The sequence below is a fragment of the Mycobacterium innocens genome, assembly GCF_900566055.1.
In the GTDB taxonomy this organism is placed as follows: Bacteria; Actinomycetota; Actinomycetes; order Mycobacteriales; family Mycobacteriaceae; genus Mycobacterium; species Mycobacterium innocens.
Genome location: NZ_UPHQ01000006.1, coordinates 1 through 25,272, shown reverse-complemented (window position 1 = coordinate 25,272; position 25,272 = coordinate 1). Strand labels below are relative to the sequence as shown.

Sequence of the window (25,272 nt, the reverse complement as noted above, 5' to 3'; positions counted from 1 at the left end):
ATGACCGAGACATCCGCGGCCGGCAGCACTCCGGTCCCCCTCAGACACGAGGAGTCGCCACCATGACCACGCAATCGGCATCTCCCGGCGCAGCGGCGGCTGGACCGGCCACCGATCGCCTGACCGACGGCTTTCACCTCATGGTGGATGCCCTCAAGGCCAACGACGTCGACACCATCTACGGCATCGTCGGCATCCCGATCACCGACCTCGCCCGCACCGCCCAGGCCGCTGGGATCCGTTACATCGGCTTCCGTCATGAGGGCTCGGCCGGGAATGCGGCCGCGGCCGCCGGTTTCCTCACGGCGCGTCCCGGCATCTGCCTGACGACGTCGGGCCCCGGCTTTCTCAACGGCCTGCCCGCGCTGGCCAACGCCACCGCAAACTGCTTCCCGATGATCCAGATCTCGGGTTCGAGCCGGCGGTCCATCGTGGACCTGCAGCGCGGCGACTACCAGGAGATCGACCAGCTCAATGCCGCCCGGCCATTCACCAAGGCGGCCTACCGGATCAACCAGGCGAAGGACATCGGGCTCGGGGTCGCGCGCGCCATTCGCACCGCGATTTCGGGCCGGCCGGGCGGTGTCTACCTCGACATCCCCGGCGAGGTGCTCGGTCAGGCACTGGAGGTCTCTGTTGCCGCCGACAGCATCTGGCGGCTGGTCGACCCGGCACCGCGACAACTTCCCGCAGCCGAGGCGGTCCACCGCGCCCTGCAGCTACTCGCCGCGGCCCGGCGGCCGCTGATCGTACTCGGCAAAGGCGCGGCATATGCCCGGGCCGACAACGTGATTCGCGAGTTCATCGAGACCACCGGAATTCCGTTCCTGCCCATGTCGATGGCCAAGGGGCTACTGCCGGACTCGCATCCGCAGTCCGCCGGCGCGGCCCGCTCGCTGGCCATCGCGCGTGCCGACACCGTCGTGCTGGTCGGTGCCCGGCTGAATTGGCTTCTGGGCCACGGCGAGTCGCCGCAGTGGGCGGCCGACGCCAAGTTCATCCAGGTCGATATCGCGGCGTCGGAGTTCGACAGCAACCGGCCGGTGGCGGCTCCGCTGACCGGTGACATCGGCTCGGCGATGTCGGCGCTGCTGGACGGCCTGGCCGGACGTCCCATCGTGGCGCCGCCGGAATGGACCGGCGAGCTGTCGGATCGCAAGGCGCGCAACGACGCCAAGATGCGCGAGCGGCTAGCCGAAGACCCGCACCCGATGCGGTTCTACAACGCGCTCGGCGCTATTCGCGCTGTGCTGCAACGCAATCCCGATGTGTATGTGGTCAACGAAGGCGCCAACGCGCTCGATCTGGCCCGCAACGTCATCGACATGCAATTGCCGCGACACCGGCTCGACACCGGCACCTGGGGGGTGATGGGCATCGGCCTGGGCTACTCGATCGCGGCCGCGGTGGAGACCGGGCGACCGGTCGTCGCGATCGAAGGTGACAGCGCATTCGGCTTTTCGGGCATGGAAGTCGAGACCATCTGCCGGTATCGACTTCCGGTGACCGTGGTCATCCTCAACAACGGCGGCGTCTACCGCGGTGACGAAACGTCGGCGTCCGGCAGCGATCCGGCGCCTACCGTGCTGAACGCTCGCGCGCGTCATGAGCTGATCGCAGAGGCGTTCAGCGGCAAGGGATATCACGTGACCACCCCGTCGGAGCTGACCGCGGCACTGACCGAGGCGCTGGCGTCGGGGGGACCGTCGATCATCGACTGCGAGCTCAGCCCGGCCGCCGGTGTGGAGAGCGGACACCTGGCGAGCCTGAATCCCGCCAGCGCGGCCACCGCCCCGCCGGCACCGGTCAGCGCCGGCGGCTGATTCCCGACATCCGCGCGTCGAAGAACTCGCCCAGGTCCAACTCCTGCGCACCTGCGACGAGCGCGCGGGCGACGGGCGATCCCGGGCCGGCGGAGTTGGTGGCCAAAGCGATCTGGGCTTTGCGAATGGGATCGACCAACGGGACCGGACGAATATCGCCGCCGGTCGGCGTGGTCCATAGCCAGGTGTGCGGAACGATGGACGCCCAGTTGCCGGTGGCCACCTGAGCGATAAGCGAAGCGACGGAGTCCGTCTCGACCTGGGGGCTGACCGTGATGGCATGCTCGGCGAAGGCGGCGTTGATGATCTGGCGGTCCCGCATGTCCGGCGAGAGCAGCGCCAGCGGCAGTTGCGCGGCGTCCGGCCAGCGCAGCGTCGTCGCTCCCGCGGGCACCATGTCGGGCGGCACGAGCAGCACATAGCGCTCCTCGTAGAGCGGCACCACATCGACGTCGCGGCTGTCTTCTGTTGTCGGATGCACGATGATCGCGTCGAGTTCGAAGTCACGCAGCCGGCGGTACAGCTCGGATGAGGCCAGCCGGGAACAGATTTGGGCCTTGACCAACGGGTGCGCCGAACAGAAACCCGACAGCACCAGCGACGCCGTCGTCGACGCGGACGGGACCGTGCCCAGCCGCAACGTCCCGGTGACACCGGAGCGCACCGCGTCCACCTCGGCCTTGAACGCGTCGTGCTCGGCCAGAATCCGCTTGGCCCACACCACCAACCGCTCCCCCTCGGGAGTAAGGCCCTCAAAGCTATGGCCGCGGTTGATCAGGGTGACGTTGAGTTCACGTTCGAGCTTCGCGATCGCCGACGACAGCGCGGGTTGTGAAACGTAGCACTTCTCGGCCGCCCGGGCGAAGTGCCGCTCCTGGGCGACCGCCACGAAGTACTCCAGCTGACGAAAGAGCACTTACACCTCCTCGGCGGTGGAGCACGATTTCGCTGAGGCTAACGTGTCGTCGGCCGGTCAGCCAGTCTCATCAGGCCGAGACCGCGCGCCGGGGGCGCCGGGCCGGCTTCGCGGCACGCGACCCGGCCACCGCCCCCGAACGCTGGCTCGACGGGCCGCGGCGACGCGATCGGCGCCGTGGTGGGAGGGCTGCCGCAGCGGGTGCCAGCCGCGCCGCAACCCGGGCAAGACTGACGACGGACCGTTACCATGACGACCGGAGCAAAGCCGGACCGCAAGTCCGACATGTTTGCTGCAGCACGTAGCGGGTACACAGCCCTAGAATGCCGTTGTGTTGATTGCACCGTCCCGAAGGGTGACCGTCATGCGCCACGCAGTTCGTTATCTGTTCGTTATGGTTGCAATCACGACGATGGCCCTGGCCGGGTCGGGCGCTCTGGCGAGCGCCGCGGTGCCCCTGCCGCAGCCCGTGCCCGGAGTCGCCACGGTGTTGCCCGCCAATGGCGCAGTGGTGGGTGTGGCACACCCGGTGGTGGTGACTTTCACCGCTCCGGTCCTCGATCGCCGCGCCGCCGAACGGACCATTCGTGTCACCTCGCCCAGCAACATGACCGGACATTTCGAGTGGGTCGACAGCTTCGTCGTGCAGTGGATTCCCGACCACTACTGGCCGCCCCATAGCCACATTTCGGTGGGTGTGCAGGAGCTGACGGACGGCTTCGAAACCGGCGACGAGCTGCTCGGGGTGGCCAGCATCGCCGCGCACACGTTCACCGTCAGCCGAAACGGAGAGGTCCTGCGCACCATGCCGGCGTCGATGGGCAAGCCCAGCCGTCCGACGCCGATCGGCAACTTCAGTGCGCTGTCGAAAGAGCGCACCGTGGTTATGGATTCACGCACCATCGGCATTCCGCTGAACTCTTCCGACGGTTATCTGATCACCGCCTCCTACGCGGTTCGGGTCACCTGGAGCGGCGTGTACGTGCACTCGGCGCCGTGGTCGGTCAACTCACAGGGCTACGCCAACGTCAGCCATGGCTGCATCAACCTCAGCCCGGACAACGCCGCCTGGTACTTCAGCACCGTCAACGTCGGCGATCCGATCGAAGTGGTCGCCTAAGCTAGACGGTGCTGATCCAGTCACCGCGCTGGGCGGAGTCCTGGGTCCGGCAATCACATCTTTCACATGAGCCCCAGGCCGATGACTCATGAAAATGCCCGCCTGTCAGCGACAAGCCCAGGGGCGCAACGAGTTTGTCGCTGACAGGCGGGCGAAACGAGACACCCCGAACCCGCGTAGAGTGATGCGGCTGATGGGAAAGCCGAGGTTGCGTGCTGCCACTTGGGGCGCTACCAGCCCAGGCCGGCCTCGACGACCTTGACAATGACCAGCACGACCGCCACCACCAGGTAGCCGCGCAGAGTGAACAGACCCGCACGACGGGCCGGTGACATGGTCGGGCGGGCGATGGTGGCCAGATCGGGGGTACGCCAGTTCGCCCGATCCTGCCGGCGAACAGCACGCCGCTCGGCGCGGGTCAGCAGTGAGGTGTCGTCGAGTTCGTGGACGTCTTGCGGATCCAGGCCGCCACCGAACGTCTGCGAGATCGTCTCCGCTTTGCGCCGGTCGCACTTGCGCCGGCTGGCGATCAGCACGGCGGCGCCGCCGACGATGCCGGTCGTCGCTCCGGCCCCGAGGCCGGCCACCAGGGTGGTGGTGGATAGGTGCGGGAAGAACGTCGCCGCGGTCAACGCGAGCGACAGCAACACCAGACACCACACCGTCGACCAGGCAACGATGTTCTGCCGCAACGTGTTTGTCCATGGCCCCAGAACCGCGCGGTCATTGCACAGCAGGACCAGGAACACGGTCGCCGAGGGCAACAGGATCCCGGCGAGCGCCTGCACGCCCTGGGTCACCAGGCCCAGGACCTGATCAGGACTGAACGCAATTGCGGCCGACACCGCAAGGAGGACGGCGTAGCCGCCGTAGAACAGCGGCGCTTCACTGACTTTCCAGTGCAGCGAGTGCCGCTTGCCCATCGCGTCACCGACGGCATAGGTGGTGGCCAGGCCGATCGCATTCGCCCCGATCAACGACGCGTCGAGCAGGATGATCGCGAACAGCATGCCCACCGTGCCGCTGAAGTGGTTGGCCAGCCCCGTCGCCACCGCCCCCGCGTCGGTGAAGTGCCCGGCATCCGCGGAGCCGGACAATCCGAACGCGGTCACCGCCATCAGCGCTGTCGCGCCGACCATCACGACGACGATGCCGAGCACCAAATCGGCTCGCGCATAAGAAATCCACTGCGTGGTAATGCGCTTGTCGACCACGTTGGACTGCTGGAAGAACAACTGCCATGGCGCGACGGTGGTGCCGACGATCGCGACGATCAGCAACAGCACGGTGGCGTCGAGTCCGCCCGGGAACTGTGGCCGCAATCCCTCGACGGTCCCGGTGAGGGTCGGGTGCACCAGCAGCGCCATCGGGATGATCACCACGTTCACCGCGATTAGCAGGAACATCATCGCTTCCCAGCGGCGGAACGACCCGCCGGCCACGACGGCGAACAACAGCACCGCGGCGGCCGGAACGGCAATGACCTTGGGACAACCCAGGAAGCCGAGTGCCATTGATACGCCGATGAATTCGGTGACGATCGTCAGCGCGTTGAGAATCAGCAGATCACCGACGCTGAATGCCCCCCAGAATTTGCCGAAGCGTTCGAATATCAACCGCGCGTGCCCAACCCGCGCGACGGCACCGAGCCGCAGCACCATCTCCTGGTTTACATACAGCACCGGGATCAGCAGCGTCAGCGTCCACAACAGCTTCATCCCGTAGTCCTGCCCGGCCTGTGCGTAGGTCGCGACACCGCCGGCGTCGTTGTCACCAACCATCACGATCAAGCCAGGGCCACTGATGATCATCAACGTCCGCAGGCGCGTCCAGCGTCGGCGGGTTGCGCCATCGCCGTCGCGAGGAATCCGCCCGAAGGCACCGACGATGTCACCACTATGTGCCGTGTCCGCCACCGCGGTGTCGGCTACGACGGGAGTCGGCGGGGTTTGGGCGGGCGCGCGACCGGGCGGGCCACCGTGGCGCCGGGTGGTGATGGAAGTCATCGGATTACTCGCTATCTGAGTGAGGTTGGCATGGCGGGCGGGCCGATTCGGCCGGCGGGCGCCCGATCGACGCCTGCCCGCTGAATCGGTTAGTGACACGTTGCCGCTTAGTGCGGGTCGGTGATCACCGCAATGGGCATCCGCGCCAGATACGCGTCGGCTCGCTGCTGTGGGGTCATGGTGAAGGACGCGCTCAGCTTGCCCGACAGCCTACGGCCGGCGCGCAGCACCGACCGGCAGCCTTTGGCCATGCGGGTAAACTGTTGTGATGCAATACAATTCGTGGTGATCGTGGTCATTGTTTTCTCCTGCCGGCAGCCCGATCGACTTGCGTCACTTCGCCGTCGATGCGAGCGCCCGGCCAAGCGCCGCGTGAAACGCCTACGCGGCAACGGAAGTCCGGGAAAGCTCAGGCGGCAGAAATGCCGGAGCCGGATCGGGACAAGACGGATTTCGGATACGAACTATCGCCCGGACTACTCATCTCGCCCTCACCTCCTCACGGCCAGGACACACGCGGGTGTCATCAGGGTCACCTGTAAGAGGCAAGAACGCCCGGCGCCAATCGCTGGGCGCACCCCTCTCGTCGGAGCTTTGGCACTGCACAGCGTATCCGGACTACGCCCGGAAGCCACTTGGGCTCAACCCTTAGGCCGGGAAGAGCTGTCCTGACCCGGGGCGTCTTTCGACGTTCGGGGTCAGTGGCCTGTATCCATGCAGACGCCTCACCTACCGAGGTGCTTGCGGGTTTAATGCTTACACCGGTATCGGCGGCTCGTCAAACGGGATGTCGCCGAGGCCGACAAGGTGCGGTTAACTGTCACTCGACGCAATGGAAGGAGGCGGCAGGCCCGGTGAGTTATGAGCTGACGATGAAGCTGGAAGCTATGGCGTCGGCGGCGCATGTCCTGGCAAACCAGGCCGACGAGCTGCAAGAGGAATTGGACAGCATCACCTGCGACTGGCGCGAGCTGTCGTCCACGTGGACCGGTGTTGCGGCGTCGGCTTTCGAACCACCTTGGGAGGAATGGCATGCCGGTGCTGTGAAGTCGGCGGAAATCTTGTCGGAACACTCGCAGCTACTGATGCAGTCGCTGGACCTGATGCTTGACCATGAAAGCACCGCGGTGAAGGCTTTCGAGGCCCTGTATCGGAAGGGGCCAGCGGTTTGAGTCGGCGCTACACGGTCGATTTGGATGCTCTCTCGGCCTTTGCCGATCGGCTGGCAAAGTTCACTGCGCGTGCTGAACAGATCGCTACCGCCGTAGATCAATGTGTGGCCGAGCTGCATGGCAGCTGGCTTGGCCAGGGCGCGGACGCCGAACGCGAATACCACCAAAGGTGGACGGCTGCCGACAAGCAGATGCGTGAAGGTCTCGATGACCTACGAAGAAACGCTGAAGTGGCGCACCGTAATTACATCGGGGTGGTGCAGCTCAACACCACGATGTGGCCATGACTCAAGACGTCGATCCTGAGATCGTCGCCGAGGCCGGACGGGTCTACGGCAAGGTCTACGACGCCGCCGCGGCTGCGGTGCACCACCTATCAGGGGTGCTAAAGGGGTCTGCCGGCATGGGCGGCACCGACAATGCCGGCCACTCTTGGAGTCTCAAGTACGACGCGCTAGTTGGCGGACGTGCTGGTGGAGCCGGACTCATGGAAGCGGCCACCGCCACGATCATGGGTGCAGCCCAATGTTCGGATCTATTGGCCACCACGGCGGTGAACCACCAAAACGCTGATCAGCAGTCGGCGATGAATAACGCTGGTGCACCGGCGTTTCCGCCCACCGCCAAGCCGATGTTCTTGGTGCCGGCGATTCCTTCGGCGGAGGGCGGGCACGATGATGTTCCCGGGTGGTGGCACACCATTCAGGCATACGTGCAGGGTGAAATGTGGCCAAATGGCCACCAGGACAAGCTGCGTGCGGCCGCTGACGCCTGGCATGCGGCCGCCCGTGAATTGCGCTCGGCGGCCGATATCGCCAACGACGGTGTTATCGAGTCGGTGCGGGCGCAAAAGTCACCCGAGTTCCCGGTAGCGGCCACCAACTGCACCCTGGCGCGCGATTCGCTCAAAGCCGTCGCCGAGGGGTTTGATGCCGCGGGCAAGGCGTGTTCGGACTACGCGCAAGCAATCGATGACGCGCACTCGAAGATCCTGCACGAGATGGCGGTGCTCGGGGCGACTGTCGCAGTTACCGAGGTCGTTGCGGCGGTCTTGATTCCGTTTACCGCGGCCATAAGCGAGGGTGTGTCGAAGGTCGTCGATGTAGCACGTTTGACGGCCACCGGAGCACGGATCGCGACGATCATTCGAGAGTTTCGGGTAGCGGCCGAAGCCTCTAGCCTGCCGACCGTGAGCGCCCTCGGCAACGCCGCCCGGGCTGTGGGGGAACTCTCCCCGCTGCTGGCCGCCCGCGCGCAGCTCTTCTTGGCCGAGGGAACGGTCCCCGGACTGTTAGGCACCGAGGGACTGGACCTGCTATCGCGCCCCTACATCAGGGTCGGAACGCGACAAGCTGTCGAGGCAGCAGCCAGGAAGACACCTGACGGCAAGTATTACGTCAGTGCCACCGATGAGAACGTGTTAATCCCGGTTTCCAAACAATACGAGGATGCGATCTTGAACCTACCGAAGAGCGCGGACGGCAAGTATTACCTCGGCACCGACGGCGTCCGCTATCCGGTCGATCCCACCTACCACCTCGGCCACGTCGGCGGTCAGGAGTGGTGGCGCATTCGCGACACGGCAATCCAGCAGCACTGGACACGCCAGCAGCTCATCGAATATTGCAACCGTCCCGAGCTTTATCAACTCGAAGACGCACCAGGAAACCTCAGCCACGCATTCGAACTACCAAGGGAGGCAGGATGAACGCAAACGATCGTGACCGCGCGGGCCGAACCCCGCTGCACTACGCCGTCATTGACGCGCCGGTGGGCCTGGACCATACGACGGCACTCAAGGATCCCGCGTTGAAAACCGAAAACCACCACAAGATAGTGGAATTCATCCTGGCCAACTCTCGCAGGCTGTTAGACGCCGGCGCCGACGTCAACGCCATCGACGAGCAAGGTTGCACACCGCTGCATTTTGCAGCCAAAGGAGAAAGCGACGAAGTAGTCCGGCTCCTGCTGGATGCCGGCGCTGACGTCAACGCCAGAAATGACAAGGACGAGACGCCGCTATACAACGCCGTTCGCAACACCACTCCCGCCGCCCTCGCCATCATGCGACTGCTTCGTGAAAGCGGGGCCGATCCCACCATCGAAACAGCTAACGGATCGACCGCACTTCGATTCGTCAGCCGCTACGGCAAGCCCGAGGAAAAGGAAGTATTCGCCGATCTGCTCTAGGTCTGGATAGCAGCTAGGCCAGGTCGAAGATGCACCAGGATGAACACAAACGATCGTGACCGTGCAGGTCGTACCCCGCTGCACTACGCCGTCATTGACGCGCCGGTCGGGCTAGACCATACGACGGCACTCAAGGATCCCGCGTTGAAATCCGAAAACCACCGCAAGATAGTGGAATTCATCCTGGCCAACTCTCGCAGGCTGTTAGACGCCGGCGCCGACGTCAACGCCATCGACGAGCAGGGTTGCACACCGCTGCATTTTGCAGCCAAAGGAGAAAGCTACGAAGTAGTCCGGCTCCTGCTGGACGCCGGCGCCGACATCAACGCCGGGAGCAACAGGGGTGAAACACCCCTACTCAACGCCGTGACGAACACAACGCCGGCAAAGCTTCCCATCGTTCGGTTGCTTCGCGAACATGGCGCCGACCCGACGGTGATCGCACACGATGGCTTCAGCGCCCTCAAATACGTTCAGCGGTACGGGAAACCTGAACTACGCGAAATATTCGCCGATCTGCTCTAAGCCAATCCGCGGCCGGCCCCCATTCACAGATTGCCGGCCCGACACGTAGAACCTCCGCAACAGCTGCCGCGCACCTGACTACCGCAGCGACTCCTCGAGCCAGGGCAACAGCCACTTCACGCCTTCCGGAGTGAGGTGGACGCCGTCGCTGCGCACCTGGATGGCGTCGACCTTGGCGGTGTAACCGCCGTCGGGACACAGCTTCTTGTTCAGGTCGATGATCCCGACGTTCGGGTGATCGCGAACCGTGTTGCGCAGCATGGTGTTCCATTGGTTGACCCGGTCGGGTTGGTCCTCCGGGTACAGGCGGCCGTCGGGTTTCTCACCGCCTCGGCTGTAGGGGACGGTGGCCACCATCACCCGGACACCGCTGGAGCCGACGATGTCGAGGGCTCGTTGCAGCTCGAAATTGAGGTATGCGTCGAAGGTCGGGTCACCGATGTGGGTCCACTTTCCTTCGTTGACCCGATCCACGGTCTCCCACCGGCCGATGATCAGCAGCGCGACATCGGGTTGGTCCTGGCTGATCTGTGTGGACCACCTGCTGGGCCAGCCGTCGCATTCCGATCTTTGCTCCAGGGTCTGGCCGATGTACCGATACGGCGTGCCGCGCACCAGGCTGCACCCGATGACCGTGTGGTCGAGGAATCGGAATCCGGGTGTGGCTGGCAGGTAATGCATCATGGTCCAGCCGATCGAATCACCGAACACCGAAACGGTGAACGGCCGGTTGGGATCTCGCGGGCCGGTGGTCGGCCCTGGCCGGCTCGGTCCCGGCGGCGACGGGGATACCGCCGCAACCGCCGAAACCCCCGGCGGCAGACCAACTTCGCGCAGACCGGGCCCGGTTGCGACGGGCACGACCAGCATCGTCGCCGCGGCCGCGGTCGCCACGGTTGCCGCGGCCAGCGGCAGCAGCGGAACACCCGCGGGTCGCCAGCGGCGGATGGGTTGTTCGATCAACCACCATGATGCGGCGGCCAGGGCCACGGTCGCGCCACAGCGCACGCCGAGCAGTTGGAATCCGGTCCATCCGGTGTGTTCGCCGTTGAGCGCCAGGAAGATCGGCCAGTGCCACAGATAGACGCCGTACGAAATGGCGCCCAGCCAGACCAACGGCCGCCACGCCAGCAGCCTCGCCACCGCTCCGCGCTGCTCGAGCGCCACCGGGGCGACCACGAAGACGGCGGCCACGGCCACGACGAGCAGCAGACCGTGCCGGAATTCGGCGACGCTGCCGGTCGCGAAATGAGTCAGCGCCGCCAATCCGGCCACGCCGATGACCGGCAGCAGCCGGGCCATTCGCCGCCCCCACCGGCTCCGCACCAGGCACCAGCCGCGGTTCAGCGCGGCCCAATCCCGAACCAGCAGAGCCGATGCCGCAGCACCGATCAACAGGGCCTGGGCGCGCGTGTCGGTGCCGAAATAGATTCGGTCACGCGTCGCCGCGGAGACGAATACGATGGTCGCGACGGCCGAGGCCAGAGCGCCCAGGGTGGCGATCACGAAGGCGGCGAACCGGACGTGGCCCAGCGTGGTCTTGGCAAAGTAGCGTTTGGCCCGGGCCGCCAGCAGCAAGGTCACCGCGATCAGCAACACCGGCCAGGCGATGTAGTACTGCTCCTCCACACCCAGTGACCAGGTGTGCTGCAGCGGTGACGGCGGGGCGCCCTGAGTGAAGTAGTCGGTCTTCTGCGCCACGAACCGCCAGTTGGCCATCCACAGGAAAGCGGCGATCGCGTCGCTGCGCAGACCTGTAAGCGCTTGGTAGGGAAGGAATTCGCGGGCCGCGGTGACGGTGAGCACCATCAAGACCAACGCCGGCAGCAGCCGCCGGGCACGGCGAATCCAGAACGCGGTCAAGCTGATGCGGCCGGTGTGCCGCAGCTCATCGAGCAGCAGCGAGGTGATCAGGAACCCGCTGAGGACGAAGAAGATGTCGACACCGATGAACCCGCCGCCCATGCCGGGAATGCCGCCGTGCCCGGCCAGAACCAAGGCAACCGCGATCGCGCGCAGTCCGTCCAGCGCCGGGATGCCGCCGTGACGCTCAGGCCGATCCGGGCCGGCTCGCCGCCCAGCACGGTGTACCGGGGCCACCCAGCGGGGTCGTGGTGCCGAGCGTGCCGGTACGGAATGCTTCCCGTCCGGCTCAGTGCTCGCTGTTAGCGCGCCCTGACCATGTTGCCGCCCGGCGCCGTCGTTGCTGCCGATACGTCGTTGCCCCTCCTCTTGATCCCAGCCAGCTTAGCTACGGCGGCGCCGAAATCCTTCGAAGACACGCGCGGACGGGCTCATTCAGCGATGTCGGCCTCCACGCCCAGTCCCAGTTCGTCGAGCACCTCGGCGGTATGTGCGCCCAGTTCGGGGGCCGGGCCGGCGACCCGGCCGGGCGTTCGGGAAAACCAGGTCGGCACACCGGGAAAGCGCACCGCGCCATGGGCGGTGGCCACCGTCTCGAAGAAACCCACGGCGTTGAGGTGCGGATCGTCGAACAATGCCGCGGGGCTGGACAACGGCGACGCCGGTATCTCCAGCTTTCGGAACAGCTCGAGCCATTCCCGGGTGGTGCGCTGGGCAATCGTTTCGGCCAGTAGCGCATACACCGTGTCGATCTCGCGCGCCCGTCCCTCCAGCGTGGCGTAACAACCGCTGGCCCAGGCCGGTCGCACCGCGTTGACGAACGCCGCCCAATGCTTGTCGTTGTAGATCAGCGCGGCGATGTAGCCGTCACTGGTTCGGTACGGCCGCCGGTTGGGCGCCACCGTGCGGGGATAGACCGCCGGACCCAACGGCGGATCGAACATGGCGCCGTTGGCGTGCTCCACCAGCATGAAGGAGGCCATCGTTTCGAACATGCCGACCTCCACTTCTTGCCCTTCGCCGGTGCGTTCCCGGTGGAACAGGGCCATCACCGTGGCGTAGAGCGCGGTCAGACCGGCGACCTTGTCGGCCATAATCGTTCCCACATAATTGGCTTCACCGGTCAGCTGCTCCTGGACGAACGGCAAACCGCAGGCCGCCTGGATGGTGTCGTCGTAGGCCGGCAGATCCCGGTTGGGTCCGCGCCGGCCGTATCCATAGCAGTTCGTGTAGACGATGTCCGGATTGATGGCAGCCACCTCGGGGTAGCCGAATCCGAGCCGGGTGATTGCTTTGGACCGCATCGAGTGGATGAAGACGTCGGCCTGTTCGACGAGGGTGCGTAGCGCGGCTTTGCCGGATTCGGACCGCAAGTCCACGGTGATGGCACGCTTGCCCCGGTTGACATTGACGAACACACCGCTCATGCCGCGGGCCGGCCCGACCGAAATGTAGCGGGTGTCATCACCGTCCGGCGGTTCCACCTTGATGACGTCGGCGCCCATGTCGGCCATGATCTGGGTGCAGTAGGGCCCCATCACCATTGCGGTCAGATCGACGACACGCACCCCGACCAGTGGGCCCGCGCTGTTGCTAGGCATCTGGCAGACCTAACCTGCGCGTGGTTATTTCGAAGCTGTACCGGAGATGTTCGCCGTGACCGTCGGGCACCACCGGAAACACCAACGGGTCGGCGAGGTCGCGGATGTCGGCGAGGCACTCGGCCACGGCCTCGATCGACCACGACGGACGGTGCACGCCAGCCGATTCGGCGACCACCGCTCTGGCGATCCGGCCGGCGATGGCGATCAGCATCTCACCGGTGACCGGGCACGATTCGTGAGCCAGCAGCCCGACGACGGGTGCCACCAGGTCCGCACCCATCGGTGGGTACGCCGAAATATCCAGTCCGTCGGCCATTCTCGTCACGGCCGCGGGAACGATCACGTTGCAGAGCACTCCGTCCGGGGCGCCTTCGAGCGCCACGGCATGAGACAGGCCGATCAGGCCCGCTTTGGCGGCAGCGTAGTTGGCCACGCCGTGATTGCCGTAAAGACCGCCGATCGACGACGTCAGCACGATGCGGCCGTAGTGCGCCTCGCACATCGGCGGGAACGCCGGCCGCACCACGTGAAACGCCCCGCGCAAGTGCACGTCGATGACGGAATCGAAGTCCCGGTAACTCATCTCCTTCAACGAGGCTCGCCGCACCGTGCCGGCGTTGTGGATCAGGACGTCGATCCGCCCGTAGCGGTCCAGCGCCGTCCGGATGATCGCCTGGCCGCCGGCGGGGGTGGCCACCGACTCGACAGATGCGACGGCGTCGCCGCCGGCCGCCCGGATTTCGGCCACCACCTGGTGCGCCGGGCCGGGGTCCATACCATCGCCGGTCAGACTGGAACCGGTGTCGTTGACGACGACATTGGCGCCCCGGGAAGCCAGCAGTAAGGCATAGGCGCGGCCCAGGCCGCGGCCGGCCCCCGTGACCACGGCCACTCGGTCGTCGAATCTGAGCTGGCTCATCAGGATTCCAGGGCGAGGCCGTCCAGGCCGCCTTGGTCGCGCCAGCCGGCCAACAGGTCGCTGAACGCGTAAAAGCCCGGCCCATACGGCTCGCCCAGATGCGATCGGATACCTTCGGTGCCGCCACCTTCGTTGTTGTAATAGCCCGGCGTGCATTCCAGGTCGAACGCGCTGTTGTCGATCGCCGTTTCCCTTATGGTCCGACACCAATTGTCTTGTGCCTCTTGGGTCGGCTCCACCGTCGTCGCACCACGCGCTAGGGCTTGCGAGATGATGTAAGCGATGTGCTCGCCCTGCAGTTCGTAGTTGGCGGCGATGTTCGCCGAGATACCGACCTGGGTGAACCCGGTGAAGAACTGGTTGGGGAAGCCGCGGCTGGTGAACCCGTGGAATGTCCGGTAGCCGTCGCGCCAATAGTCGAAAAGTGAACGGCCATCACGGCCTTCGATTGTGTCGATCGAGTAGCGGCGGCTGATCTCGGTGGTGATCTCGAAGCCGCTGGCATAGATGATGCAGTCGAGTTCGTACTCGATGCCATTGGCGACCAAGCCCTTTTCGGTGGCCCGCTGCACGCCTTTGGTCGCCGACACGTCGACCAGCGTCACGTTGGGACGGTTGAAGGTCTGCAGGTATTCGTCGTTGGTGCAGGGCCGCTTGCACAGGAACCGGTAGTACGGTTTGAGCGCTTCGGCGGTTTCGGGGTCTTCGACGATGCTCGAGACCCGGCGCCGCAGCCGCTCCATGACCTTGTAGTCCTCCTCCTCCCGGATCGCCATGAACTGCTCCGTGGTCATCGCCGCCGGGTCCTCGAGCGCGAGCACCCGCGCGGCGGTGTTGCGGCCGAGCTCGGTCCAGAAGTCGCAGACGTAGTCGGGTTGGCCGAGGGCCATTCCTTCGAACGTCCAGGCGTGGAAGTTGCGCTGCCGTTCCTTCTGCCAGCCGGGTTGCAGCGACTTCACCCACCCCGGATCGGTGGGCGCGTTGTTGCGCGGCCCGACCGACGATGGGGTGCGCTGAAAGACATAGAGGTGCTGGGCATACCGGCCCAGGTAAGGGACGATCTGGACGGCGGTTGCTCCGGTGCCCACCACCGCGACCCGCTGGTCGCTCAGCTTGACCAGGCCACCATTGCTGTCTCCGCCGGTGTAGTCGTAGTCCCAGCGGGAACTGTGGAAGCTGTGGCCCTTGAAGTCCTTGATGCCCGGAATGCCGGGGAGTTTGGGCCGGTGGAACGGTCCGGAGGCCATGACCACGAAACGGGCCCGCAGGCCGTCGTCACGGTTGGTGCCGACCCGCCAGCGCTTGATCGACTCGTCCCACCGCAAGGCCCGCACCTGGGTGGAGAAGATCGCCGAATCGTAAAGCCCGTAGTGCTTTCCGATGCGCCGGCAATGCTCGTAGATCTCGGTGCCGTCGGCGAACTTCTTGCTCGGCATGTAGTTGAGCTCTTCGAGCAGCGGTATGTAGCAATAGGATTCGTTGTCGCACTGCAACCCGGGGTAGCGGTTCCAATACCAGACACCGCCGAAGTCACCGCCCAACTCGATGATCCGGACGTCGTCTACGCCGGCCTTCTTCAGATACGCACCGCACAGCAACCCGCCGAAGCCCCCGCCCAGCACGACCACGTCGATGTCCGCCGAGATCGGATCGCGAACCAGCGGCGGCGAATGCGGGTCGGTTTCGTAATACCCCGCGAAGTCGTCGACGAGTTCGATGTACTGCTGGGAACCCTCCGGCCGCAGCCGCTTTTCGCGCTCGTGTCGGTACTTTTCTCGCAGCGCCGGGAGGTCGATATCCTGCGGCGTCTGCGTCGGCGGGCAGTCAGGGGCCGTCATGCCAGGGCGTTTTCGGGCAGCGCCGCCGGATGCAACGGCGCCTCCATCTCGTGGGCCGCGGGCAGCACCTCCGCCGCGAACAGTCGGGTGCTGGCCATCGCCTCCTCGTAGGGCATGGTGCCGAACTGCGGGACGATGGTCAGCTCGCAAAACGAGCACGCCTGTTGCGCGGCACGCAGCCGCTTGAAGATCTCCTCCGGCGTGCCGATCAGCAGGTTGGAGGCGTGATAGCCGGGCGTCTTGGGAACGCTCTTGGCGTCGCTCGGCGAGGGGCCGGTCACCGACGAGGCCAGCACGGCGGTGGCGCTGGCCTCGCGGGCCGCATAGGCTTCATAGCCTTTGACGCCCTTGAAGTTCGCCGCATCGGCGAATCCGTAGTGCACCGTGACATCGCGGTTCGCCGTCCAGATCCACTCCTCGGACTTGGCGGCGTCTTCGGGTTTGGCGGTGCAGTACATGAACATGACGTTTTTGGGCTGGCAGGGCGGCAGACCCTCTTCTTTGCGGAAGATGTTGACCTGCTGGACTTCCCGGCCGGCGTCCCCGATCGGCTTGTTGCCGACGAACAGCGGCACCATGCCGCGGCGGGCCAGGATCTCCAGCGACTCGGCCGTCGACGACGAACTGTAGATCCGGGAGAACAGATCACGGCTTTGCGGCTCGGGGCGCAGCGACATCTCCGGGACCGTGAAGATCTCGCCTTCGTAGCCGAACCGCTCGCCTGACAACGCCAACTGCAGGATGTCGAGGGTTTCGTTGAAACGCTGGCGGCTTTCCTCCCGCGGGACGCCGACGGCGGCGAACTCCCCTTTGGACACCCCGCGCCCGATCCCGATCGTGGTGTAGCGCCCGTTGGAAAGGATGTCGAGATAGGCGATCTGGTGTGCCAGCCGGACCGGATGCCACCAGGGCGCGACGACCACGAAGGTGCCCAGTCCGACACGCTCGGTACGTCCGGCGAAGTAACTGAGCGCCTGAATCGGGTTGGGTGTCATGCCGTAGGGCGTCCCGCAGTGCTCGGGCAGCCAGATGCCGTCGAACCCGAGCGGTTCGGCCAGATCACCGAGCGCGAGCGTGGCCTGGACGCACCGCCAGTCCGGGGTGGTGGGTGGCTGGCCGAAATCTCCGGCCAGCACGCGTTCCCAGTCGTGAGAGTTGTGTGCTCCCAGCCCGATATTGACCTTCATCGCATTATCTCCGTCGTCAATTGGCGTGGCGCACCGGCGCCCATATACATGGCGAGATTGCGGTGCAGGTTGGCGGTGCTGCGTTCCATGTAGGGGTTGGGCTTGGGGCCGGGGAAGCCCAGCGATTTCATGCCCTGCTGAACCGCGGCCATGTTGGAGAAGTCCTGCGGCAGCACACTGCGCCAACTCGGGTCATCGGGCGGCGCGTACACCCATTCGGTGTGCGGCTCTTCGCCTTTCGGGAACAGCTCATAGCAGGCGGCTTCGAAGATGCACTGGTCGGGTTGGTAGCCGTGCGGCCGGGCGCTATAGCACAGCGCGGTGGTGAGGCCCTGCCCGATCTGGAAGTTCGGAAAGATCTGCCAGGCGGTGCCGCTGCCGGCCAGGTGTTGGGGATCGATGGCCGGCCAGATCACGCCGCGGGCGGCGTCGTCACGGCGTGCCGAGGTCAGCCAGTGGTCGAGCACCTGACCGGCGGGCGTGTCCTCGGGCAGCTCGTCGACCAGCCGAAGTGCTGCGTCCACCAACGTCTTGGTGGTGGTCGCGTTGGTCTCATCCAAGGTGTAGCGCTGCATTTCGGCAGTGGACACCCGCGGGTCGGCACCGGTGCCGAGCCGGATCTTGGATTTGGTTTCTTCCAGGCCTTCCGGCGCGTCGTAGCCGATGTTGCTGTGCTTTCCATGCGCCCTGGCCCAGCCGCGGAAGTTGCCGAACTTGTTGAATTGCGGATGGGTGGTCGCTACGTGGTAGGTCTCGTTGAAGGCCTCCATCGCGACCTTCCAATTGCACTGGAAATGCAGCCACTTTCGCCATTTGCAGCGCATGTCCTGCAGGTTGAACGGGTCGAGCATGGTGGCGGCGGGCTCGAGATAGTCCCGTAACGGCTCAGCGGCGGGATCCATGTTGATCCAGATCCAGCCGCCCCAGGTGTCGACGTGCACAGGCGCCAGATGGGTGTTCTCCGGAGTCAGTGCGCCCTGCCAATCCTGTTGTTCGGGAATGTGGATGCAGTTGCCGTCCCGGTCGTAGGTCCAGCCGTGAAACCCGCAGACGAACGACTTCTTCTGCCCGCATGCGCTTTTAGCGCCCGCCGGGATATCCACCAGCCGGCGGCCGCGGTGCATGCAGACGTTGTGGTGTGCTTTGAGGGTGTCGGGTGCGGTGCGCACCACCACGATCGAGTCGTCGAGAATGTCGTAGGTCAGGTAGCTGCCCACCTTCGGCAGGTCTTCGACGCGACCGACTTGCTGCCATACCTTGCGCCACAGCTTGTCCCGTTCGGCGCGGGCGTAGTCTTCGGAAATGTAGGCTTCGACGCCGATCATGACCGGCGCGCTCATCTCGGCATCGGTTCCGGCCGGGTCCATCGAATTCTCCATCCAGCTCAGGCCTCCCAGCGCTTGATCGCCGCGCGAAACGAATCGTCCTTGAGAAACAGCGAGGTGTTGTCGGCGCCCAGATGTCCCCACTTGAGGTTCAGGCCACCGTCGACCAGCAGCGTTTGCCCGGTGATGTAGCTCGACAGGTCGGACAGCAGAAACAGGATGACGCCGGCCACCTCCTCCGGCCGTCCGCGCCGTCCCATCGCAATGGCTTGGCGGTCGCGGTCGGGGTCCTCGTCGGTGTAGGTGCGCGACGCCGGCGTCTCGGTGACCCCGGGTGCCACCGCGTTGACCCGGATAGCGGTTCCGCTTGCGTCGCAAGCAAGTTCGAGGGCCATCGTGCGGGTCGCCGCCACAATCGCGGCTTTGGCGGTGCCATAGGCGATATGGAACGGCGCGGTATTCATTCCGCTGATCGAGGACAGGGAAACGATTGAGCCCGGCCGTTTTCGGCGTTTCAATTCCGCGGCCACCGCCTGGCTCATGAAGAACATCGTCTCCAGATTCCGGGTGAACAGCTCGCGCCAGTCGCTGCGGGTTACCCGGGTCGAGGGCATCCAGGTCGACGGGCCGGCGCCGCCGGCGACATTGACCAGCCCGTGCAGATCGCCGTCGGTGCGCCGGACCGCCTCCATGGTGGTGTCGACACCGTCGTCGGTGGAGACGTCGGCCGCCACCGGCACCACCGGGAGTCCCGCGGCGATCAACGGGTCCAGGGCTTGGTCGAGATTGTCCTGCCCGCGGCTCACCGCGACCACCGTCGCCCCCGCCTGGGCAACCAGGCGCGTCACGGTGGTGCCGATACCGCCACCTGCCGCACCGGCGATCACCACCACCCGTCCGGCCAATCTCAACAGGTCGTCACTCATGTAATTGTCCGGACAAGCATGTAATTGTCTGGACAAGGCAACGGCGTGCATCCACAGAAGAACATGATTCTCGTCAGCAGCGCGGCCCGTCAAGGTCGCCACTGACTGCGGGCGTCATATTGTCTGGACCAGCGATCGATTGCTATGGTCCGAGCAGTGATAGCCGGAACCGGATCGAGACACCACACGGCCCACTCGCAAGGCCGCTACCAAGCCGTGCGGCCGCCACGTGTCGCGGAAGGCTGGAGCCTGACCCGGCTCACCGCACCCAGCCGCCTGTTCGGCGCCAACGGTTTGCGCACGGGTCCGGACGGTCGGGTGTACATCGCGCAGGTGACCGGCAGCCAGATCAGTGCGCTCGACATGGCGACCGGGTGCCTCGACACCATCAGCCCCAAAGGAGGCGAGATCGTCGCACCCGACGACATCGCCTTCGACCCGGACGGCAACCTTTACGCGACCGAGGTGATGGACGGGCGGGTCAGCCTGCGGGACAAGGCCGGCCGCACCCGGGTGCTTCGGGATGACGTGCCGTCCGCGAACGGGATCACCTTTCATCGGGGCCGGTTGTTCGTCGGCGAATGCCGCGAAGCCGGGCGCCTGCTGGAACTCGACCGCAACGGTGGTGAGCCGCGGGTCCTGCTGCAAAACGTGCCGTTACCCAACGCCATGGAGGTCGGGCCGGACGGGTTGTTGTACTTCCCGGTCATGGCCGCCAACGAGATTTGGCGCATCGATCCCGACGGCGGCGTCCCGGAATGCGTGGCCCGTGAACTCGGCGTTCCCGACGCGGTGAAGTTCGATCCCGACGGCTACCTCGTCTCCACCCAGGCGCACACCGGTCAGGTGCTGCGAATCGATCCCCGCAGCGGGGACCGCACGGTGCTGGCGACACTGAATCCCGGTCTGGACAACCTGACTTTCGCCGGTGAGCGGCTGTTCGTCTCGAATTTCACCGGCGAGATCACCGAAATCCGTCCCGACGGAACCACCCGCGCAACACTGGCAGGTGGGTTGAACTGGCCGCTGGATCTGGCGGTCGGCGCCGACGGCAACCTCTACATTGCCGACGGGACCTACTTGTATGTTCTGCACCAAGGGGGACACCTGCGGGTCGCCGGAATGTTGTTCACCCCAGGATATCCCGGCTTCCTGCGAGGTGTGACGGCCGTTGGCCCAGGGGAATTCGTGGTCACCACGTCCAACGGCGAGGTGGCCCGCTACCGGCCGCAAGACAGCGAAAGCGATGTTCTGGCAAACGGTTTCGACCAACTCTACGGTGTGACGGCGGCTCCCTCCGGCGCCGTGGTGGTGGCCGAGCTGGGTACCGGACGGCTGCTGTCGATCGGTCGCGACCGGGTCGAGGTGCTGGCGTCGGGCCTGAGCGAGCCGGTTGGTGTCGCGTTCGCAGCCAGCGGAACCTGCCTGGTCTCCGAAGCCGGCGCCGGACGGGTGCTCGGTCTCGGCGGCACCGGCACACTGCTGGATGGGCTGCAACGTCCCCAGGGCATCCTGGCGCTCGACCGGCACGTCTACGTCGTCGACGCCGGTGCACACGAACTCGTCCGTTTCGACCTTGACAGCGGCGCCCGGCACACCATCGCGTCCGATCTGCCGGTCGGCGCTCCACCGGGGGTCATACCCAAGCCGCTGCACGGGATGCCGCCGTTCTCCGGACCACAGGGTCCGTTCGCCGGCATCGCCGCCGGGCCCGACGGCACCCTGTATGTGTCCGCGGACGCCGACGGCAGCGTACTGGCCTTGCGCCGGGAATCCTGAAGGACGCCAACGTTGTCCGATCCCAAGGCGATCGACCACCGCTATCTGCAGGTGGCACGCACGTTACGCAAAGAGATCGTCGACGGTGTGTATCCGGTGGGCTCGCAGTTGCCGACCGAGCATGAGTTGTGCGAGCGGTTCGCGGTGAGCCGCTACACCGTTCGTGAGGCTTTGCGCCGCCTGCGCGACGACAACCTGGTGTCGTCGCGGCCACGCACCGGAACGCTCGTCATGCCGCGACCGTCGGCGGATTCCTATGTGCAGCATGTCATGTCGATCAACGACCTGCTCGCGTTCGCCACCGGCACCCGGTTCGCGATCGAATCCATCGCCATGGTCACCGTCGACGACGAGTTGGCGGCCCACACCGGCCTCGCCGGCGGCGAGCAGTGGCTGGCCGTCCGCGGATTCCGGCTGAATGACGGCGCCGAGCCGGCCGAGGCCGCGCTGTGCCGCACGGAGTACTACATCAACCGCGCGTTTGCCGCGGTCGGCAGGCTGCTGCAGCGCCACCACGGTCCCATTTTCCCGCTGATCGAAGACCTGTTCGGGCTCAGTATCGTCGAGGTTCATCAAGAGATTGCCGCGGACCTCATTTCACCGGTGTTGGCCCACGGCCTCGACGTCGAACCGGGTACACCTGCCCTGCGGGTGCGGCGTACCTACACCGCGTCGGACGGGCGGGTCGCCCAGGTCACGCTCAACACCCATCCTGCGTCGCGGTTTCGGCATTCGATGACGATGCGGCGGATGCGCGGCTGACCATGGCCGCAGACCGGAAGCTGATCGGCGGCCGATGGATCCGTTGGGATGACGAACGCGCCGCCGAGGCGTACGCACGCGGCTGGTGGGTGGGAGAAACGCTGGCCGACGCGCTGCGCCGGGCCGCGCGGAACGCTCCGCACCGGGTGGCGCTGGTCGACGGCGATCAGCGGCTGGATTGCGAAACCCTGCACCACCGGGCAACGACGCTGGCACACACGCTATACGCGCGGCTGCCGCCGCATAGTGTGGTGTCGTTCATGCTGCCCAACTGGCACGAGGCCGCGGTGATCTATCTGGCCGCGACGCTGGCGGGGATGGTGGCCAACCCGATCCTGCCGTCCCTGCGGGATCGCGAGCTGCGCTTTATCCTCGAAGACTCTGCCAGCCGAATAATCTTTGTTCCTTCGCGTTTCGGCACCCAGGATTACCTTTCGATGGTGCGCCGGGTGATCGCCGGGCTGGCGTCGCCGCCCGATGTCGTCGTGCTGCGCGGGAATTGGGATGCCACTCAGATTCCTTTCCGGTCACTGTTCACCGTTACGGCGCCGGAAACCCCGCTGCCTGAGCTGGATCCCGACGCTGTACGGATGATTCTGTACACCTCGGGAACCACCGGACGCGCGAAAGGCGTCCTGCACACTCATAACTCGATTCACGCGCTGATCCGTCAGATCGGTGAGCACTGGCTGATCGAGCCGGACGACACGTTCCTGGTTCCGTCACCGATCGCCCACATCGGCGGCTCCATCTACGCGTTCGAATGCCCGCTGCTGCTGGGTACGACCGCGGTGCTGATGGACCGGTGGAACGCCGAGCACGCACTGCGGCTGCTGCACGCCGAACGCTGCACCCATATGGCCGGCGCCACCCCGTTTTTGGAGCAACTGCTCGCCGCCGCGCAACCAGCCGATGCCAGGCTGCCCGACCTGAAGCTGTTCGTGTGTGGCGGCGCGTCCGTATCGCCGTCGCTGATCCGCAGGGCGAGCGCGTATTTCGGACCGGCCGTCGTCACCCGGGTGTACGGCTCGACAGAGGTGCCGGTCACCACCGTAGGCTCACCGGATGACCTCGACCACGCCGCTAACACCGACGGCCGGGTCGGCCTCGCCGACGTCAAGCTGGTGTCCGGGGAGATCTTGGTCCGCGGCCCGCAGATGCTGGCCGGCTACCAGCACCCCGACGACGAGGCCGGATCCTTCGACGCCCAAGGCTATTTCCGCACCGGAGACCTCGGACGCTGGGTCGACGACGACTACCTGGTGGTCACCGGGCGGGCCAAGGACGTCATCATCCGCAACGGCGAAAACATCTCCCCGAAGGAGGTCGAGGACATTCTGGCCAACCATCCCGGCATCGCCGAGATCGCGATCGTCGGACTGCCCGACGAGCGCACCGGGGAACGGGCCTGCGCCGTCGTCGTACCCACCCACCCGCCGGGCCCGGATGTCAACGGATTGCGCAGCTTCCTCGAGGCCGCCGGCGTGGCCCGGTTCAAAGTCCCCGAACAGGTGGTGATCTGGGATGTCCTGCCGAAGAACGACGCGGGCAAGGTTCTCAAACACCAGATCAAGGCGGCACTGATGAAAAGCGGGCAGTGAGATGCAGGTAGCCATCGTCACGGGCGCAACCGGTGGAATCGGGTTCGGTTGCGCGACAAGGCTAGCCGAGATGGGTATGGCCGTCATGGCTACGGGACGCAATGCGGACAAGCTCACCGCGCTGGCACACACCATCGGCGATCCGGACCGGGTGACCACTCACGCCGTAGACCTGACCGATGACGACGCCCCCAGGCAGATCACCGGCGTCGCGGTAACCCGCTGGGGCCATATCGATTTCCTGGTCAACGCCGCCGGGGTGGGCAGCCCGAAGCCGCTGCACGAGACCGACGACGAAGCGCTGGACTACTTCCTGAACTTGATGTTGCGGGCGCCCTTTCGCCTCACCCGCGAAGTGTTGCCGCACATGCCCGCGGGCTCCGGGATCGTCAACATCACCTCGACGTTCGCTGTCGTCGGCGGTATGCGCGGCGGGGCCTATTCGGCGGCCAAGGGTGGGCTCGCCGCGCTGACCACCCACATCGCCTGCCAATACGGGGCGCAGGGAATACGGTGCAACGCCGTGGCTCCCGGGGTCATTCAGACACCCATGACCGAGCATCGGCTGCGGGACGAGCGGTTTCGGCGGATCAATGTCGAGATGACGCCGCATACCCGGCTGGGGACCGTCGACGACGTCGCCAGCACCGTGGCGTTCCTGTGCTCCCCGGGCGGGTCCTTCATCAACGGTCAGACGATCGTCGTCGACGGTGGCTGGAGCTCCACGAAATATCTCTCCGAATCGGCGCTGACCACGCGGTGGAAGTCCGAGTAGCAGAGAACTACTCCGAAATGCGGGCTAGCAGTTAGCCCGTGGTTGACGGAGCTACTCCGTTTCGTCGTCGTCGTCGCCGTCGCGGAGCAGCTTTTCGGGGTGATGAAGCGTGTTGGTGCGGGGTTGGCCGCGGTCTTGGTGGGTTGGGGGGAGCCATTCGGTGTCGCCGTGGGTGTTTTTGCGGGTGGTCCAGCCTTGGTCGGCCAGTTTGTGGTGGGGTCCGCAGGCGAAGGTGAGTTGGTTGCTGTCGGTGGTGGCGGATTGGGCGTAGGGAATCACGTGGTGGACTTCACAGTAGTAGCCTTTGACGTCGCAGCCCGGGGCTGAGCAGCCACGCTCCTTGGCATACAAGACAATTCGCTGCCCGGGTGAGGCCAGCCGCTTGCTGTGATACAGCGCCAACGCCTTGCCCTGATCGAAGATGGCCAAATAGTGGTGGGCGTGGCGGGCCAGGCGGATCACATCCGACATCGGCAAGGTGGTGCCGCCGCCGGTCAGTGCGGTGCCGGCGGCGGACTCCAAATCCTTGAGCGTGGTGGACACGATGATGCTGGCCGGCAGCCCGTTGTGTTGGCCCAGGTCGCCGGAGGCCAGCAGCGCGCGCAGCCCGGCGGTGAGCCCGTCATGGTGGCGTTGGGCGGCCGAGCGGGTGTCGGCCTCGATGGCGTCTTGGCTGGGACTGCCCTCGACACAGGGGGTTTGGGATTCGGGGTTGCACATGCCCGGGGCGGCCAGCTTGGCCAGCACCGCTTCCAGGGTGGCGCGCAGCTCGGGGGTGATCAGCCCGCGCAGCTCCGACATGCCGTCGGCTTGCTGGCTGCCCAGGCTCAGGCCGCGCCGCCGCGCCCGATCCTCATCGCGGTAGCTGCCGTCGGGGTTGAGGCAATCGGTGAGGGTGGCGGCCAGCTCGGCGAGCTGTTCGGGGCGAAACTGGCTGGCTT

Annotated in this window: 22 protein-coding genes and 1 riboswitch; of the genes, 11 read left to right on the top strand and 11 right to left on the bottom strand. The window is 65.8% G+C overall.

Going from position 1 to position 25,272, the window contains the following annotated elements; genetic code table 11:
• The first annotated feature begins 62 nt into the window (after positions 1-62).
• Positions 63-1,823 (top strand): oxalyl-CoA decarboxylase, encoded by a 1,761-nt coding sequence (oxc, locus tag EET03_RS00410; RefSeq protein ID WP_075542047.1) that lies wholly within the window; start codon positions 63-65, stop codon positions 1,821-1,823.
• On the opposite strand, the gene EET03_RS00405 is transcribed toward oxc, so the two are convergent.
• A complete protein-coding gene (locus tag EET03_RS00405) occupies positions 1,807-2,739 on the bottom strand; it encodes a LysR family transcriptional regulator (protein ID WP_075542046.1) in 933 nt (310 codons plus the stop codon). The genes oxc and EET03_RS00405 overlap by 17 nt on opposite strands.
• A 364-nt stretch (positions 2,740-3,103) precedes the next feature.
• On the opposite strand from EET03_RS00405, the gene EET03_RS00400 reads away from it, so the two are divergent.
• Positions 3,104-3,859 carry a L,D-transpeptidase gene (locus tag EET03_RS00400; RefSeq protein WP_075542180.1) on the top strand — a complete coding sequence of 252 codons (756 nt, stop codon included), beginning with the start codon at positions 3,104-3,106 and terminating at the stop codon, positions 3,857-3,859.
• 230 nt (positions 3,860-4,089) lie between these two features.
• Here the strand turns inward: EET03_RS00400 and EET03_RS00395 are convergent, their stop codons facing one another.
• Together EET03_RS00395 and EET03_RS00390 are read right to left on the bottom strand one after the other, a co-directional pair.
• Positions 4,090-5,865, bottom strand: a complete 1,776-nt coding sequence (locus EET03_RS00395) for an NRAMP family divalent metal transporter (protein WP_075542045.1) — start codon at positions 5,863-5,865, stop codon at positions 4,090-4,092.
• Positions 5,866-5,972: 107 nt separating this feature from the next.
• Entirely contained in the window at positions 5,973-6,164 is a 192-nt protein-coding gene (locus EET03_RS00390) for a hypothetical protein (protein WP_075542044.1), read from the bottom strand.
• Positions 6,165-6,436: 272 nt separating this feature from the next.
• A riboswitch (M-box (ykoK) riboswitch) is annotated at positions 6,437-6,609 on the bottom strand.
• A gap of 110 nt (positions 6,610-6,719) precedes the next feature.
• Between EET03_RS00390 and EET03_RS00385 the strand changes: the two genes are divergently transcribed.
• From EET03_RS00385 to EET03_RS00365, 5 genes are read left to right on the top strand one after another with little or no spacing between them, the layout of a single operon-like run.
• On the top strand, positions 6,720-7,037 hold the full coding sequence (locus tag EET03_RS00385; protein ID WP_075542043.1) for a WXG100 family type VII secretion target: 318 nt from the start codon (positions 6,720-6,722) through the stop codon (positions 7,035-7,037).
• Positions 7,038-7,057: 20 nt separating this feature from the next.
• The gene (locus EET03_RS00380) at positions 7,058-7,324 is read left to right on the top strand and encodes a WXG100 family type VII secretion target (RefSeq protein WP_244232188.1); all 267 of its coding nucleotides are present in this window, start codon (positions 7,058-7,060) and stop codon (positions 7,322-7,324) included.
• Positions 7,321-8,745 (top strand): GH-E family nuclease, encoded by a 1,425-nt coding sequence (locus EET03_RS00375; protein WP_075542179.1) that lies wholly within the window; start codon positions 7,321-7,323, stop codon positions 8,743-8,745. The genes EET03_RS00380 and EET03_RS00375 overlap by 4 nt, the downstream gene beginning before the upstream one ends.
• Positions 8,742-9,227 (top strand): ankyrin repeat domain-containing protein, encoded by a 486-nt coding sequence (locus tag EET03_RS00370; RefSeq protein WP_075542041.1) that lies wholly within the window; start codon positions 8,742-8,744, stop codon positions 9,225-9,227. The genes EET03_RS00375 and EET03_RS00370 overlap by 4 nt, the downstream gene beginning before the upstream one ends.
• A 39-nt stretch (positions 9,228-9,266) precedes the next feature.
• Positions 9,267-9,752, top strand: a complete 486-nt coding sequence (locus tag EET03_RS00365) for an ankyrin repeat domain-containing protein (protein WP_075542040.1) — start codon at positions 9,267-9,269, stop codon at positions 9,750-9,752.
• A 78-nt stretch (positions 9,753-9,830) separates the two neighbouring features.
• On the opposite strand, the gene EET03_RS00360 is transcribed toward EET03_RS00365, so the two are convergent.
• The 7 genes from EET03_RS00360 to EET03_RS00330 form a co-directional block, all read right to left on the bottom strand.
• Positions 9,831-11,852, bottom strand: a complete 2,022-nt coding sequence (locus tag EET03_RS00360; RefSeq protein WP_099193880.1) for an acyltransferase family protein — start codon at positions 11,850-11,852, stop codon at positions 9,831-9,833.
• A 194-nt stretch (positions 11,853-12,046) separates the two neighbouring features.
• Positions 12,047-13,216, bottom strand: coding sequence for a CaiB/BaiF CoA transferase family protein (locus EET03_RS00355; RefSeq protein WP_075542038.1), 1,170 nt, complete (start codon positions 13,214-13,216; stop codon positions 12,047-12,049).
• Positions 13,209-14,138, bottom strand: a complete 930-nt coding sequence (locus tag EET03_RS00350) for an SDR family NAD(P)-dependent oxidoreductase (protein WP_075542037.1) — start codon at positions 14,136-14,138, stop codon at positions 13,209-13,211. The genes EET03_RS00355 and EET03_RS00350 overlap by 8 nt, the downstream gene beginning before the upstream one ends.
• The gene (locus tag EET03_RS00345) at positions 14,138-15,976 is read right to left on the bottom strand and encodes a flavin-containing monooxygenase (RefSeq protein WP_075542036.1); all 1,839 of its coding nucleotides are present in this window, start codon (positions 15,974-15,976) and stop codon (positions 14,138-14,140) included. Before EET03_RS00345 ends, EET03_RS00350 begins: the two co-directional genes overlap by 1 nt.
• Positions 15,973-17,163: an LLM class flavin-dependent oxidoreductase gene (locus EET03_RS00340; RefSeq protein ID WP_075542035.1), complete on the bottom strand. Its 1,191-nt coding sequence runs from the start codon at positions 17,161-17,163 to the stop codon at positions 15,973-15,975. Before EET03_RS00340 ends, EET03_RS00345 begins: the two co-directional genes overlap by 4 nt.
• On the bottom strand, positions 17,160-18,530 hold the full coding sequence (locus EET03_RS00335; protein ID WP_099194295.1) for an aromatic ring-hydroxylating oxygenase subunit alpha: 1,371 nt from the start codon (positions 18,528-18,530) through the stop codon (positions 17,160-17,162). Before EET03_RS00335 ends, EET03_RS00340 begins: the two co-directional genes overlap by 4 nt.
• A 17-nt stretch (positions 18,531-18,547) precedes the next feature.
• On the bottom strand, positions 18,548-19,414 hold the full coding sequence (locus EET03_RS00330) for an SDR family NAD(P)-dependent oxidoreductase (protein ID WP_099193879.1): 867 nt from the start codon (positions 19,412-19,414) through the stop codon (positions 18,548-18,550).
• 144 nt (positions 19,415-19,558) lie between these two features.
• Here EET03_RS00330 and EET03_RS00325 point away from each other — a divergent pair, with 144 nt between their 5' ends.
• Genes EET03_RS00325 through EET03_RS00310 form a run of 4 tightly spaced genes read left to right on the top strand, consistent with a single transcriptional unit; the run spans position 19,559 to position 24,331 of the window.
• Positions 19,559-21,193 (top strand): SMP-30/gluconolactonase/LRE family protein, encoded by a 1,635-nt coding sequence (locus EET03_RS00325; RefSeq protein WP_099193878.1) that lies wholly within the window; start codon positions 19,559-19,561, stop codon positions 21,191-21,193.
• Between the two features lie 12 nt (positions 21,194-21,205).
• Positions 21,206-21,955: a GntR family transcriptional regulator gene (locus tag EET03_RS00320; protein ID WP_075542032.1), complete on the top strand. Its 750-nt coding sequence runs from the start codon at positions 21,206-21,208 to the stop codon at positions 21,953-21,955.
• 2 nt (positions 21,956-21,957) lie between these two features.
• Positions 21,958-23,556: an AMP-binding protein gene (locus EET03_RS00315; RefSeq protein ID WP_075542031.1), complete on the top strand. Its 1,599-nt coding sequence runs from the start codon at positions 21,958-21,960 to the stop codon at positions 23,554-23,556.
• Between the two features lies 1 nt (position 23,557).
• On the top strand, positions 23,558-24,331 hold the full coding sequence (locus EET03_RS00310) for an SDR family NAD(P)-dependent oxidoreductase (protein ID WP_075542030.1): 774 nt from the start codon (positions 23,558-23,560) through the stop codon (positions 24,329-24,331).
• A gap of 51 nt (positions 24,332-24,382) precedes the next feature.
• On the opposite strand, the gene EET03_RS00305 is transcribed toward EET03_RS00310, so the two are convergent.
• A partial coding sequence (locus EET03_RS00305; protein WP_136625620.1) for an HNH endonuclease signature motif containing protein occupies positions 24,383-25,272 on the bottom strand: 890 nt, incomplete at its 5' end.